We start from the raw sequence: 14033 nt of genomic DNA on the forward strand, positions 1-14033 counted from the left end.
TTATAGGGGGCACTTTTGTGTGTCTCTTAGGCGTGCTCGTCCAGAGTTGCTAATACTCATTTCTAGGCCACTTGAAAGGCCTTGTTGCTCAGGCAAACAGTAGACAAAGGTGCCATTGGTAAAACCTTTAATGGAGCCATCGCGGGTAAACACAATCGCACGACGAGGGTAAACCAATATATCCGCAGCGTGTATTGGCTCAAGCTCAAAAAGGCGTTTATCATCTGCATCAAATACGGTTGGCTCACCGACGTCAATAAAGACGGTAATAGACTTATGCCATTGATTATCGCTACAGCGGTTGTGCTCTAGATGACATATTGTGGCTTGAAGGCCCGAAGCGCTAGCGTGTGCTTTGGCGAGACTTAAAGCATGTTTAATACGTTTAAGAGTATATTCTGGTCTGTGCTCAGAGATGATTTCACCATAGCTGGATAGGGCGAGCATCAACAAAACAGCCATGATTGTCATCGCGATAAGCATTTCAAATAGGGTTAGCCCTGCTTCTTTGGTATGCATTCTATGTCCATCCTTGGACTTTTAGATCGATTGTAGATTAAAGCTAGTGCATCAATGGGCAAATGCAAGAGAAGCTTCGTTTGTTAGTTACATTTATCTTGGCTTGTACCGTTGAACAATGCGTTACCAGAAAGTGTCACTGTAAGCATTTGATTTTCAGCTTCTTCGGTATCTGGACAATACACAAATCTACCCACATTGCTGGTAATTTGGCCGCTACCATCAAAACGGATAAAGGCAGTGCTAAAGCTCAGAGTATCGTTACCACTTACTGGATCTAATACTCGTATGATGTTGTCACTATCACTATCAAAGCGACCATTGCCGTTTAGGTCAACAAATGTCACCAGTGAATTACCTGACCAACTCGATTGGCAGTTGAAACTCGCATTATCGGTAAGCTTCGCTTGGGGAACTGGACATAAGATCACAACCTGATCATCTGCGGCTGCTTTGGCGCGTGCGTATGTGATATTACGTTTAAGTTCAATTAAGTATGACTCAGCTCGATTGCTATTCAAGATGCCTTTATTGCCATAAAAAGCAAGCGACGCTAAAGTGGCTAAAATGATAAGGGCGATGAGCAATTCAATCAGAGTGAGTCCGCGAGACTTAAACACATGGGGGTGCATATTCAACAGTGGGTCCAACTTTAGTTTTCTTCATTATGGCGTGGTTTTTTACCTCAACGCAATGACTTTGTTTGCTAACGTTTTTAGGATTGATTAAAATCGACGCACCATCACAGTAAAGTGCAAAACCATGAAAAAAATAGAAGCGATAATTAAACCATTCAAGTTAGATGACGTAAGGGAAGCTTTGTCGGACGTTGGTATTACGGGTATGACCGTGTGTGAAGTAAAGGGCTTTGGCCGTCAAAAGGGTCACACTGAGCTATATCGTGGCGCGGAATATATGGTGGATTTTTTGCCAAAGGTAAAGCTTGATATCGTGTTGGCTGATGAAGATGTAGAGCGCGCGATTGATGTGATTTTAAAAACCGCTCAAACCGGAAAGATAGGCGATGGTAAAATCTTTGTGACTGAAGTTGAACGCGTAGTACGAATTCGTACCGGCGAAGAAGACGAAGACGCTATTTAACCCTCGTTTTAGAACAGCAAAGTTCAAAAAAATCCCCGCGGCGTTGCAGGGATTTTTTATATCTGCACTATTCTCTCATGAGGCTAGCGTTTGTTTAGTTCTCTGGTTTGGCGGGCATGTTCGCTGAGGTCACTTAAGCCAAGTTTATCGTAACTTTTTTCCATGATCTCTAGCGCATTGTTGAGGTAGCTGCTTTGTGAGTAATGCTCCACAACATATTTGCCACGGTTAGCGGCGGCCAAGTAAGCTTCTCGCTCAAAGTAATACTGAGCCACTTTTAACTCATAGCGTGCCATCTTGTTAAGCAACCAAACGAGACGCTTTTTGGCTTCTGGCACATAAGCGCTATCTGGGTAGCTTTTGATCAGGGTCGACAAATCTTGGAAAGCGACACGCGTGCGGTTGGCATCTCGATCGGCTCTATCAACGCCAAAATAGTCTTGGAACGCGTTCTCATCCGCTTTAATGTTGACCAATCCACGCATGTAGTACATGTAGTCAAGATTTTTGTGGTTCGGATTTAAACGAATAAAACGGTCGATACTTGCCAGTGCTTGATCAGTGTTACCAGTTTGGTAATAAGCAAATATTAAATCCATCTGCACTTGACGAGAATAAGGACCAAACGGGTATCGAGCATTAATTGCACTCAATAGTTCAATGGCGCGAGCGTATAAACCTGAGTCCAAGGTTTGCTTTGCATCTTCATATAATGCTTGGGCTGATTTATTTGGTACGCGTTCTATTTCATCTTGTTCTGGCGCTGAAGAGCAGGCTGCTAAGCCTAAAAATGAGGCGCTAAGTACAATGGCAAAGGCGCGCGTCCTTAAGTTATTTATCATTTTATTTTACTACCTTTGTTGTCTTCGGCTAGGCCAAGTCGGTAAAACCGAGTAAACTATGCATTTATGCGATTCTAACCCAGTCGAGCACAGCTTGCACTGGTAAATTAGGTAAAGTTACAGATGTCAGAGCAAATTTCCCTTCAAGCTGAAGTCCCAACCGAATTAGGTGGTAAACGTCTAGACCAAATTTTGGCGCAATTGTTCCCTGATTTTTCACGTTCAAGAATAAAAACTTGGATTTTAGATGATAAAGTCACCGTAGATGGCGCCGTGTTCAATACACCTAGAGAAAAACTACTCGGTGGAGAAGTGGTTGCAATTGAAACCCAGATTGAAGCCCCGCGCGAATATGAAGCGCAAGATATCGCACTAGACATTGTGTACGAAGACGATGATATTCTAGTGATCAACAAGCCCATGGGTTTGGTAGTGCACCCAGGTGCAGGTAATCCAGATGGTACGGTGTTGAACGCGTTATTACATCATCATCCAGACATTATTAATGTGCCTCGAGCAGGAATAGTGCACCGTTTGGATAAAGACACCACAGGGTTGATGGTTGTTGCTAAAACCATTCAAGCGCAAACCCATTTAGTGAAGAATCTACAGGCTCGAGAAAACTTTACTCGTGAGTATGAAGCCATATGTAATGGCACCATGACAGCGGGTGGTATGGTTGAGAAGCCCATTGGTCGCCATGCAACAAAGCGCACCCATATGGCCATTCACGAAATGGGTAAACCTGCTATCACGCATTACCGTGTTGCGGAAAAGTTTCGTGCCCATACGCGCTTGCGTTTGCGTCTTGAAACGGGTCGTACGCACCAAATTCGTGTTCATATGGCGTATTTAAACCATCCTCTGATTGGTGATCAGCTATACGGTGGTCGTCCACGTCCACCTCGCAATGCTACGCCCGAGTTGTTTGCACAGTTGCGAGACTTTAAGCGACAAGCACTTCATGCGATAAAATTGAGTATTGCTCATCCGATAACGGGTGAAATGATGACCTGGGAAGCACCAGTACCTGAAGACATGCAAATCCTAACTCAGGCGTTGCGTGAAGATACCAAGGTTAACCCAGACTTATCATTGTAAGGACAGATGATGATACTGCCCAACTGGCCCATTCAGCACCGAGTTAGTGCGTTGTCTACAACGCGCCTTGAGGGCTATTCAGCAGGGCCTTTTGACAGTTTTAACTTAGGTTATCATGTAGGTGATTCAATCGCTGCGGTTGACAGTAATCACCAGCGGTTACGTGAGTACTTGCCTCGACCCGCTCAGTGGCTTGAGCAAGTACATGGCGCACAGGTGTTTTCGGTGACTCACCGTACGGTCTGTACTCCTTGGCCCAAAGCCGATGCTTTATACACACGTATAGCGCAGCAGCCACTCGCTGTGATGACGGCAGACTGCTTACCTATATTGCTAGCCAATGAACAAGGTACAGAAGTGGCGGCTATTCATGGGGGCTGGCGACCTTTAGTACAGGGTGTAATTGCTAATACTTTGCGTCTGTTCGACAGTTCAGCCGAACAACTGTATGCGTGGCTCGGACCTGCTATTGGACCATCTATGTTTGAAGTTGGCAGTGAAGTGAAGGCGCAGTTTTGTGCGCAAAACGCAGCGCATCAAAATGATTTTTATCCGCAGAAAAATGGTAAATATCTTGCTGACATCTACAGTATTGCGCGCCGGCAATTGGCACGCTCTGGTGTTGTTCAGGTGTTTGGTGGTCAATTTTGCACCGTGAGTCAAAGTGAGTTGTTTTTTTCTTATCGCCGTGACGGCCAAACAGGAAGGATGGCCAGTTTGATCTGGCGCAATTAATCTTATTTTCCACACACTCGTTACTTGAACATTCGCATAACAATACCCATTAATTAACTAGTTAATAGTTTTTGATAGGTAGATGCACAATGCGTTTAGACAGATTTACCAGTAAATTTCAGGCCGCGCTTTCAGATGCGCAGTCCCTAGCTCTGGGCAGAGATCACCAGTTTATTGAGCCTGTACACCTTATGTATGCGTTGTTACAGCAAAATGGTTCTAGTGTTCGCGCGCTACTTGCTCAGGCAGGTGTGAGCGCAGATGAGCTTAACAGTAAGCTTTCTCAAGCAATTGAAAAAGTGTTTAAAGTTGAAGGAATTGGCGGTGATGTACAGCTGTCCAATAACCTTGTTTCTCTTATTAACCTGTGCGACAAGTATGCACAAAAGCGTAAAGACCAATATATTTCCAGCGAATTGTTCGTGTTTGCAGCCTGTGAAGATAAGGGGCCGTTGGGTGATATTTTCAAAGCTTTGAATATCACTCAACCAAAAATCGAGGCCGCTATCAAAGCCATTCGTGGTGGACAAAAAGTCGATAGCCCCAATGCAGAAGACACGCGCCAATCTCTAGAAAAATACACCATTGACTTAACTGAGCGTGCTGAGCAAGGTAAATTGGACCCTGTGATCGGGCGTGATGATGAAATTCGTCGTACCATTCAGGTATTACAACGTCGCACCAAGAATAATCCAGTATTGATTGGTGAGCCTGGGGTAGGTAAAACGGCGATTGTTGAAGGGCTTGCACAGCGCATTATCAATGGTGAAGTGCCTGAAGGCTTGAAGAGTAAGCGGGTACTGTCGTTAGATTTAGGCGCTTTGGTTGCCGGTGCAAAGTATCGTGGTGAGTTTGAGGAACGACTCAAATCTGTACTCAATGAACTGGCTAAAGAAGAAGGTCAGGTCATCTTGTTTATTGATGAGATCCACACCATGGTTGGTGCCGGTAAAACAGATGGTGCTATGGACGCTGGCAACATGTTAAAACCTGCACTGGCGCGTGGTGAACTACATTGCGTCGGGGCCACAACCCTTGACGAGTATCGTCAGTACATCGAAAAAGACGCCGCGCTTGAGCGTCGTTTCCAGAAAGTATTCGTTAGTGAACCAACCGTGGAAGATACCATAGCGATACTACGTGGTTTAAAAGAGCGCTATGAGTTACATCACTCGGTGGATATTACTGACCCAGCCATTGTCGCAGCGGCGAATCTATCGCATCGTTATATCAGTGATAGACAACTCCCTGACAAAGCAATTGACTTGATTGATGAAGCTGGTAGCTCTATTCGCTTGCAAATTGATTCTAAGCCAGAGCAATTAGATAAGTTGGAACGCCGCATCATTCAGTTAAAGCTGGAAGACAACGCCTTGGCGAAAGAAAAGGATGAGGCCAGCCAAAAGCGTCGAAGTGAGATGCAGTCATTGATCAGTGACCTAGAAGCCGAATACAAAGAGCTAGACGAAGTATGGAATGCTGAAAAAGCGTCATTACAAGGTACTCAAGTAATCAAAGCGGAACTAGAGCAAGCTCGTTTGGACTTGGAAGTTGCTCGTCGGGCGAGTGACTTGCAGCGTATGTCAGAGTTGCAGTATGGTCGTATTCCAGAACTGGAGCGTAAGCTAGACCTCGCGTCGCAGGCAGAAATGCAGGAAATGAGTCTGCTGAAAAATCAGGTAGGAGAAGATGAAATCGCAGAAATTTTATCCCGTTGGACCGGTATTCCTGTTGCAAAAATGCTCCAAGGTGAGCGTGAGAAATTGTTACAAATGGAAGACGAACTACACAAAAAGGTGATTGGTCAAGATGAGGCTGTGAATGCGGTTGCTAATGCGATTCGTCGTTCGCGCGCGGGATTGGCTGATCCTAATCGTCCTATTGGCTCATTCTTGTTCTTGGGCCCAACTGGCGTCGGTAAAACAGAGCTGACCAAAGCGCTGGCGCATTTTATGTTTGATACCGAAGATGCGATGGTGCGCATCGATATGTCAGAATTTATGGAAAAACATTCAGTTGCACGTCTAGTTGGTGCGCCTCCTGGCTATGTTGGCTATGAAGAAGGGGGATATTTGACAGAAGCGGTCCGCCGTCGACCATATTCAGTGGTATTGCTTGATGAGGTTGAAAAAGCACACCCTGATGTATTCAATATTTTATTACAAGTGTTGGATGATGGCCGTTTAACGGATGGCCAAGGGCGTACGGTAGATTTTAAAAATACGGTGATAATCATGACCTCTAACCTAGGCTCAGATATCATTCAAGAACAGGCAGGAAATAACGATTATGTGACGCTCAAAGAACTGGTGATGGGTGTTTTAGCAAGTCAGTTTAGACCTGAGTTTATCAATCGTATCGATGAAACTGTGGTTTTCCACCCCTTAATCAACGAGCATATCAAACAAATTGCGAGTATTCAGTTGGAAAAACTAACCTCAAGGCTTACGGATAAGGGCTATCAGTTTAGTTTAACGCCTGCGGCGCTTGAGAGAATTGCCGCCAGCGGTTTCGACCCTGTGTTTGGCGCAAGACCATTGAAACGGGCAGTACAGCAGTACATCGAAAACCCACTTGCTCAGCGTTTGTTGTCTGGCGAGTTCGTCAGCGGAGACAGCATCACGGTGGATGTGCAAGACGATGAAATTGTGTTTATAAAATAGTCACTTGAGCAGGTCTAGGCAATGGTTGCTCTAGGCCTGCGATGCGTTACTGGGTGATGGCGTTTACGCAGCGACTGCTCCAACCACTTTAAAATCTCATGCTTTTTTCTATTGAAGTTGTTTTTTTGTACGCAAAAATGAGTATAATGCCTCTGCGCGCGGGGTTGGTGATAGCAGCCCCCCAATCTTGAAGGACCTAAGTTTAAGTCGCTGTTTTGCTACTTGGTGGCGAAGACGAACTTGTAGGTTAACCTACCAAATAATTTCTATGAGAATGCACAGATTGTTTATAAAGCCACAGCAATGTAATTGTTGTTATCGGCTGAGGGTGTGCTACAACTAAGTTATGAAGGAATCGCTAACGTTGTTGTATCATGTTCGCGTTTTATGAATACCGTGTCTCTCTCTTCCCTATTTACGGAGCATTAAATGCAAGATGTGAGCTTTTTGGTCGTTGACGATTGTCAATTGGTACGTAATCTAGTACGGAACACTCTAGAAAATCGTTTGGGTGCGGAGAATGTCTATACCGCCACCAATGGCAAGGAAGCGCTTGAACTGCTTAATGCAAGACATATTGATATCATTATTGCTGATTGGCAAATGCCGCTAATGGATGGAGACGAGTTACTTCGTACAGTTCGTAAATCAGAAAAGCATAAGTTCACGCCTTTTATCATGATGAGCTCGCTGGGCGACAAAGAACACGTGCTGGCTGCTATCCAAAATGGCGTATCGCAATATGTAATGAAACCGTTCAGTGCAGATAAGTTGGAAGATGCGATTCAAAAGTCTTGGAATTCGGCGAATCGTCGTGGTGCCGTGCGTTTGTCCAGCTTACCCGAACATAGAGTGCGAATTCAAACCAGCAATCGTAAGCTTGCTGGCGTGGTAAAAAACATTAGCCACACGGGAATGTTGATTGAGTTGACATATAGCCGCGAGCTTAACCTGTTCACTAACTACTCTATAGAACTAGATATTTTCGATTTAAATCATGAAGGTAATATGTTGATTGAGCCACTTTATGGCGTACCTGTTCGACTTAGTGCATTGGAGTCCAACACCAGTGCTACAAAGGTGTGTCAAATGGGGATCCGTTTTAACAGAGAAATGCTCCACGAAACCGTTAAGGGCAAGTTGGATTATCTACTTAAGAATCTAGGCCAAGATAGCGGTGATCTGATCCAAGATAACTAACCATAAAGTACAATCAGTTTTGATATTAAAAAGCCTGCAAGATGCAGGCTTTTTAATATTGGTGCTTCGATAGCTGTTTAAGTTCTAAAAGTCAGAATCATACCGGATATTTTATTGGCGCTTTCGACCAGCTTGGCTGCATCTTCTGCAACCTTGTAGCTTAGTTGCAGGTTATCGTTACCATGCTCGCTAATATTACCGATATTATTATTTATTTCGCAGCTTACCACTTGTTGTTGCTCAGCCGCAGCTGAGATCTCTTGGGCTGATTGGGCGATTTCACTAATTTGTGTGAAAATTGTCTCTAACGCTTGTTGGCTTTGTTGACTGGCTTGCGCGCAGTTATCGGCTCTGTCTTTGGTACTTTGCATTACCTGTGACCAACTAAACAAAGTATCTTGAATTTCTTTGATTGATGTATAGATATGGCTGGTTGCATTTTGTGTTCTTGAAGACAAAGCTCTGACCTCGTCAGCAACCACGGCAAATCCTCGACCATGCTCTCCGGCACGAGCCGCTTCAATGGCAGCGTTGAGCGCGAGCAAATTAGTCTGCTCGGCAATACCCTCGATTTCAGTCATGACCTTGCCAATCTTTTCCGCTTCACTTGCTAAAGAGGTGGCAGTTTGCGCTGCTTCATCTACCTGACCTGCCAATGTATTAACCATGTGTGCATTGTCAGCCATAGAGGACTTAATGTCTTTACAATGCTGCTGAGTTACTTCTACTTTCTCGGCAGTGGCACTTGTATTATGTGAGATCTCGCCAATGGTACTGCTCATTTGCGACATGGCCGTAGCGATTGAATTAAGACGCTGACTTTGTGCCTGTATCCCGTGCTCTGTGCTACTGGATTTCTCATCCAAACCTGTGGCGATGTTTTTAAAGGTTAACGTTGCGTCTTTCATGCGTCCTAATACAGTACGCAGTTTTGCTTGCAACATACCTTGGCTATACTGTGCAACGCTAAATGGATGATGGCCGTTGTATACATACCTTGATACTGAGTCGAATTGTGCTTGTTGGGCACGTAACGCCTGAGGGGTTCTAATGAGCTCGTCATAATTAATTACGACCAGCAAAACAAAGGTAAGCAGCAAAAATAACGCAGCCATTGTATCCATAGACCAAAATGTCGCTATAGTTGCCGAAATGGCAATCATTAAGCTCAGTGTTCTGCGTAGACTGTATTGCTCGCTCCAATGCCAAATACTTTTTCCCTGATTAATCGCGTCATATAATTTTTGCGCACGCTGCTTGAGCCCCATGTCAGGGCGTACACGCACAGATTGGTAACCCGTTAGCTGTCCATGTTCGAAAATAGGGGTAACAAACGCGTCAACCCAATAATACCGACCATCTTTACAGCGATTTTTCACTACCCCACGCCATGAATGGCCAGCTTTGAGTTTGTCCCAAAGTTCTTTAAAAGCCGCTTTGGGCATGTCTGGATGGCGAACGATGTTGTGATTTTTGCCGACTAACTCTTCGCGTGAGAACCCAGATACCGAGCAGAATGCATCGTTGGCGTAGGTGGTTATTCCACGAAGGTCGGTGGTTGATACTAGCTGTTGGCTATCATCAAAAGTAACTTCTTCATTAATTATATTTTGTCCACGACGCATAATCTCTCCCTATGGATAACGAGTTAAGCTATTTCAGTGCTTAGCTCGTTCACCACTTGATAAAATCACCAAGCTCCATGATTTTATTCAGTTACATTAGTCTTAGCGGTACTGAGCGATAGTTGTAATCATACCATTAAGATTTGCTTTAATTGTGTTAGATTATAGCGAGTTATAGAGCATAGCAACAAGGCGGATATCAATGACAGAGTTAAACTATCTGTATGGAATTGAACAATTTGGGGATGCTGACCAAATTGTAGCACGACAACATATCGTAAAAGCGTTAGGTGAACAGGACGTGCGCATTGAGGTGCTGGCCACCAGTGTTAATCCTATTGATATTAAAACACGTATGGGGCTTGGTTTTGTTGCAGCACAAAAAAAGGCCAATGACTTTATGGGTCTTGGCTATGATGTATATGGCCGAGTAACGGCTGTGGGTAGCAAAGTGACGGGTTTTACGGTGGATCAGTATGTCATTGGTATGGTGGGGTTTGCGCATCACCCTGGTTGTTATGCGCAGCAAGTTGATGCCCATTGCAGTGAAATAATTCCTTTAATACAGAAAGAAAACCCTGCAATCGCAGGTCTTTGTTTGAGTGGTTTAACCGCGCTTCAAGCATTGCAGTGTGTACCAGCCGATCTTGATGTGCCGATATATATCAATGCACCTACCGGCGGGGTAGGCCATTTAGCCTTACAACTTGCTCAACTTGAGGGTAGAAAGGTTGTTGCGCTGACCACAAGACCCAATCATGAGTTGTTGGCACGACAAGATGTCGAAGTCATGGACTATGCTAGGTTTCTAAGTACGCGAAGAGCAGGCCAGTTGCTCGATTTAGTTGGTGGAGACAAGGCTATCGAGTTAGTTGACAACTTAACGGCTGGTAGTGATGTGGTCACGGTGCCAACAATCAGTAAAGAACAGCTATGTGAGCATGCAAAGCGTAAACAAATCAATGCACAGGGGATGGTTGTTACAGCAAACTGTGATGATCTCAATAAATTGTATCGAGCGTATAGAAGTGGCAAACTGACAGTGCATATGGATAAACAGTTTGCACTGTCTGAGGTTGCTGACGCACACCGTTACATGCAAAACGGCGGGCATAGTGGAAAAGTCATAATTTTGGCTTGAGTATTACGAGTTTAGCCCCCATAACTTTGGCATTGCCTTTTTTGGCCGAGGATATTTTTTTGATAACAACAGATTTACAGACAATACTTTCAGCATTGTCGATGCCTGAGCATAAACATGCCATCAGAGGTATTAAGCGCGGAATAGAGCGAGAGGCCTTAAGAATTGAAAAGGATGGCACGATAGCTCAAACCCCTCATCCAAAAGGCGCGGGACATCCATTAACACACAGCAGTATTACTACGGACTTTTCGGAGTCGTTGTTGGAGTTTATTACTCCAGTTAGTGAGTTTCCAGAGCAGACATTGACTCAGTTGAAAGAATTGCAAAAATTCACTTTGTCGAAAATGGGTGATGAGCTGCTTTGGCCGATGAGCATGCCGTGCTTTATCAATGATCAAAGCGACATCGCGTTGGCACAGTTTGGCGATTCAAATATTGGTCGAATGAAAACGCTGTATCGTGAAGGCCTAAAAAACCGCTATGGAAGCATGATGCAGGCGATAGCGGGTGTGCATTTTAACATTTCTTACCCAGAGTCACTGTGGCACAGTTTACAAACGCTAGAAAGCAATACTTTGCCGTTACAGCATTTTGTGTCGGACAAGTATTTGGGTCTGATCCGTAACTTCAAGCGTGAGTTGTGGCTGATCAGCTACTTATTTGGCGCATCTCCAGCATTATGTTCGTCTTTTCTTCAGGGTAAAGAAAGCCATTTGCCGTTTAAACAGTTAGGTATCGGTACATTGTATCTTGAGCACGGAACGGCGCTACGTCTTGGTGATCTTGGTTATACCAACAGTGCTCAGTCATCGTTGAAAGTAACGTATAACAGCTTAGATGAGTACATCGCGGGCCTACGCGAGGCAATCCGCTGTCACTCAGATCTTTACGGTGAATTAGATGATTACACCAGTGAAACACCTAAGCAGCTCAACAAAAATATATTGCAAATCGAGAATGAATTCTATTCTCCTATCAGACCAAAACGCAATGCGCTTAGTGGTGAGCCACCCACACATGCTTTAGAGCGTGGTGGGATTGAGTATGTAGAAATTCGTGCCTTAGATGTTAATCCATTTGTAGATACAGGGATTAGCATCGAGCAAATTAATTTTCTTGATGTGTTTTTGACGTATTGTTTGCTAAAACCATCGTCTCAGATGAGTTGGGATGAGCAAAAACTCAGTCAAGACAATCTAACAACTGTGGTCAACCAAGGTAGAGACCCAGAGGTTACTTTACTGCAAGGTAGTAATAACATCACATTAAGAGCATGGGCAAAGCGTATCTTCTCAGAATTAGAAGATGTGGCAAAATGGATGGATGAAGCCTATGGAACCGATAAGTATGTTAATACTATCAATGAATTAAAGACATGGGTGACGCAGCCAGAGAAAACCTACTCAGGTCGTTTGATATCATCACTTAAACAGAGACAGCAGGATGGCGGTGTATTTGCGCTTGATTTAGCAGCTAAGTATAAGGCATCGTATCAGAATGTTGGCTATGTGGAATATAGTCAACAGGGGCTTGACCTTGCGGCGGCAGAGTCTGAACAAGCGGCAATTTCAATTAAGGAAAACGACAATAAGGATTTTGTGACGTTCTTACGTGATTATTTTGCTAAAGCCTAGGCAAAAAAAAGCGCAGCTCCAAAGGCTGCGCAAATAAATTTCAGGGATGAAACAATGCTAAACTGCTGCATTCATAGGTTAAGACAGGCATTATTTATAAAAGTTCAACGGGTTCGTAAAAAAATGCAAAAAATTATAATTTTATTGCCTGTACTGATGTTGCTAGCGAGTTGTGCAACGGCTCCCCCCAAGCAACCCAATGATATTTGTAAAATTTTCCAAGAAAAAGAAGATTGGTACTATGATGCTCGCGATGCTCAAGATAAATGGGGATCACCAAAGCACGTATTAATGGCCATGATGTACCAAGAAAGCTCCTTCAAACACGACGCAGCGCCACCAATGGAGTACTTCTTATGGTTTATACCAATCGGGCGGGCGAGCTCGGCCTACGGGTATTCTCAAGCTAAAACACCTACTTGGAGCGATTATATTCGCGAAACTGGTAACTCAGGTGCCGATAGAGACGATTTTGAAGATGCTATCGATTTTATGGCGTGGTTTGTTTATAAAACCCATAAAATCAATGGTGTTTCTAAGTGGGATGCCTATGCACAATATCTCAATTATCATGAAGGTTGGGGCGGATATAAACGCGGCACCTATCGTAAGAAAAAATGGTTGATGGCCGTGGCCAATAAGGTCAAACATCGCGCTAGCCGCTATGGCGCACAGCTCAAACGTTGTGAAGAAGACCTAGATAAAAATTGGTTTGAACGTTTGTTTGGATAGAACTTGCCTGTTACGCAAATAGCGCTGTGAATTTAATTGTAGCGCACGGGCTGCAAGTTCTGGTTTAGGTTTTTCATGTAATATCGCTACTATTGTTCGTCGCTATGCTTAATCGTGTATTGCTTTTGAAAAATCGTCTATGCTTGATAACAAATAACTAAAACACAGGAACCCAAGCATGTTTAAAAAAATAATAATCATATTGCTGCTGATCATCGCTTCGCCATTTATTCTCGCGCTGTTTGTGGCCGACAGTTACCATGTGGAGCGTGAAGTGGTGATTGAGCAACCCGTCGAACAGGTGTTTTCGTATATTAAGCTGCTAAAAAATCAGGGTAATTACAGCACCTGGGCACAAATGGATCCCGCGATGGAAACCGAATATCGCGGTGAAGACGGTACGGTGGGTTTTGTCTCAGCTTGGCGAAGTAAACACCCTGAAGTGGGGGTGGGCGAGCAAGAGATTATCAAAATTGACGAAAACCAACGCATTGATTTTGAATTACGCTTTAAAGAGCCGTTTCAATCCATAGACCCAGCTTATATGATCACCGAACAAGCACCCGAGGGCACCAGAGTAAAATGGGGATTTAGCGGCCATATGGACTACCCAATGAATTTGATGTTGCTGGTGGTGGACTTTGAACAAATGTTAGGTGATGACTTGCAAATGGGGTTGGAAAATCTCAAGGAAGTGCTCGAACATCCCGTTGAATAATGGCAATAAAACCAGATCG

13 protein-coding genes are annotated in these 14033 nt (G+C 44.2%); 9 read left to right on the top strand and 4 right to left on the bottom strand.

Translation table 11 applies throughout. From position 1 onward, the window contains the following. Complete coding sequence (locus C2M32_RS06985) at positions 1 to 519, bottom strand: GspH/FimT family pseudopilin (protein WP_105167743.1); 519 nt, start codon at positions 517 to 519, stop codon at positions 1 to 3. A gap of 83 nt (positions 520 to 602) precedes the next feature. Then, positions 603 to 1139, bottom strand: coding sequence for a GspH/FimT family protein (locus tag C2M32_RS06990; RefSeq protein WP_158678157.1), 537 nt, complete (start codon positions 1137 to 1139; stop codon positions 603 to 605). Positions 1140 to 1281: 142 nt separating this feature from the next. Between C2M32_RS06990 and glnB the strand changes: the two genes are divergently transcribed. After that, positions 1282 to 1620, top strand: a complete 339-nt coding sequence (gene glnB / locus C2M32_RS06995; RefSeq protein ID WP_070986635.1) for a nitrogen regulatory protein P-II — start codon at positions 1282 to 1284, stop codon at positions 1618 to 1620. A gap of 83 nt (positions 1621 to 1703) precedes the next feature. Here the strand turns inward: glnB and C2M32_RS07000 are convergent, their stop codons facing one another. Next, entirely contained in the window at positions 1704 to 2462 is a 759-nt protein-coding gene (locus C2M32_RS07000) for an outer membrane protein assembly factor BamD (protein WP_105167745.1), read from the bottom strand. Between the two features lie 123 nt (positions 2463 to 2585). Here C2M32_RS07000 and rluD point away from each other — a divergent pair, with 123 nt between their 5' ends. From rluD to C2M32_RS07020, 4 genes are all read left to right on the top strand, one after another. Continuing rightward, positions 2586 to 3563: a 23S rRNA pseudouridine(1911/1915/1917) synthase RluD gene (gene rluD, locus C2M32_RS07005; protein WP_070992559.1), complete on the top strand. Its 978-nt coding sequence runs from the start codon at positions 2586 to 2588 to the stop codon at positions 3561 to 3563. Positions 3564 to 3572: 9 nt separating this feature from the next. Further along, positions 3573 to 4298 carry a peptidoglycan editing factor PgeF gene (gene pgeF, locus C2M32_RS07010; RefSeq protein ID WP_105167746.1) on the top strand — a complete coding sequence of 242 codons (726 nt, stop codon included), beginning with the start codon at positions 3573 to 3575 and terminating at the stop codon, positions 4296 to 4298. 89 nt (positions 4299 to 4387) lie between these two features. Beyond that, entirely contained in the window at positions 4388 to 6961 is a 2574-nt protein-coding gene (clpB, locus tag C2M32_RS07015; RefSeq protein ID WP_105167747.1) for an ATP-dependent chaperone ClpB, read from the top strand. Between the two features lie 429 nt (positions 6962 to 7390). Then, positions 7391 to 8161, top strand: a complete 771-nt coding sequence (locus C2M32_RS07020; protein ID WP_105167748.1) for a response regulator — start codon at positions 7391 to 7393, stop codon at positions 8159 to 8161. Between the two features lie 77 nt (positions 8162 to 8238). Here the strand turns inward: C2M32_RS07020 and C2M32_RS07025 are convergent, their stop codons facing one another. Next, positions 8239 to 9786, bottom strand: coding sequence for a methyl-accepting chemotaxis protein (locus C2M32_RS07025; protein WP_105167749.1), 1548 nt, complete (start codon positions 9784 to 9786; stop codon positions 8239 to 8241). Between the two features lie 202 nt (positions 9787 to 9988). Here C2M32_RS07025 and C2M32_RS07030 point away from each other — a divergent pair, with 202 nt between their 5' ends. From C2M32_RS07030 to C2M32_RS07045, 4 genes are all read left to right on the top strand, one after another. Continuing rightward, positions 9989 to 10927: an NADP-dependent oxidoreductase gene (locus C2M32_RS07030; protein WP_105167750.1), complete on the top strand. Its 939-nt coding sequence runs from the start codon at positions 9989 to 9991 to the stop codon at positions 10925 to 10927. Between the two features lie 59 nt (positions 10928 to 10986). Next, complete coding sequence (gene gshA / locus C2M32_RS07035; protein WP_105168027.1) at positions 10987 to 12564, top strand: glutamate--cysteine ligase; 1578 nt, start codon at positions 10987 to 10989, stop codon at positions 12562 to 12564. A 123-nt stretch (positions 12565 to 12687) separates the two neighbouring features. Further along, complete coding sequence (locus tag C2M32_RS07040) at positions 12688 to 13296, top strand: transglycosylase SLT domain-containing protein (protein ID WP_105167751.1); 609 nt, start codon at positions 12688 to 12690, stop codon at positions 13294 to 13296. A 178-nt stretch (positions 13297 to 13474) separates the two neighbouring features. Then, entirely contained in the window at positions 13475 to 14014 is a 540-nt protein-coding gene (locus C2M32_RS07045; RefSeq protein WP_105167752.1) for an SRPBCC family protein, read from the top strand. The last annotated feature ends 19 nt before the right edge of the window (positions 14015 to 14033 follow it).

Source organism: Pseudoalteromonas sp. T1lg23B (genome assembly GCF_002964665.1).
Taxonomy (GTDB): domain Bacteria; phylum Pseudomonadota; class Gammaproteobacteria; order Enterobacterales; family Alteromonadaceae; genus Pseudoalteromonas.

Coding starts and splice junctions, on each gene's coding strand:
- clpB (WP_105167747.1), top strand. CDS start 4,388: ATGCGTTTAGACAGATTTACCAGTAAATTTCAGGCCGCGCTTTCAGAT.
- C2M32_RS07025 (WP_105167749.1), bottom strand. CDS start 9,786: ATGCGTCGTGGACAAAATATAATTAATGAAGAAGTTACTTTTGATGAT.
- C2M32_RS07000 (WP_105167745.1), bottom strand. CDS start 2,462: ATGATAAATAACTTAAGGACGCGCGCCTTTGCCATTGTACTTAGCGCC.
- pgeF (WP_105167746.1), top strand. CDS start 3,573: ATGATACTGCCCAACTGGCCCATTCAGCACCGAGTTAGTGCGTTGTCT.
- C2M32_RS06985 (WP_105167743.1), bottom strand. CDS start 519: ATGCATACCAAAGAAGCAGGGCTAACCCTATTTGAAATGCTTATCGCG.
- rluD (WP_070992559.1), top strand. CDS start 2,586: ATGTCAGAGCAAATTTCCCTTCAAGCTGAAGTCCCAACCGAATTAGGT.
- C2M32_RS07020 (WP_105167748.1), top strand. CDS start 7,391: ATGCAAGATGTGAGCTTTTTGGTCGTTGACGATTGTCAATTGGTACGT.
- C2M32_RS07040 (WP_105167751.1), top strand. CDS start 12,688: ATGCAAAAAATTATAATTTTATTGCCTGTACTGATGTTGCTAGCGAGT.
- glnB (WP_070986635.1), top strand. CDS start 1,282: ATGAAAAAAATAGAAGCGATAATTAAACCATTCAAGTTAGATGACGTA.
- C2M32_RS07045 (WP_105167752.1), top strand. CDS start 13,475: ATGTTTAAAAAAATAATAATCATATTGCTGCTGATCATCGCTTCGCCA.
- C2M32_RS07030 (WP_105167750.1), top strand. CDS start 9,989: ATGACAGAGTTAAACTATCTGTATGGAATTGAACAATTTGGGGATGCT.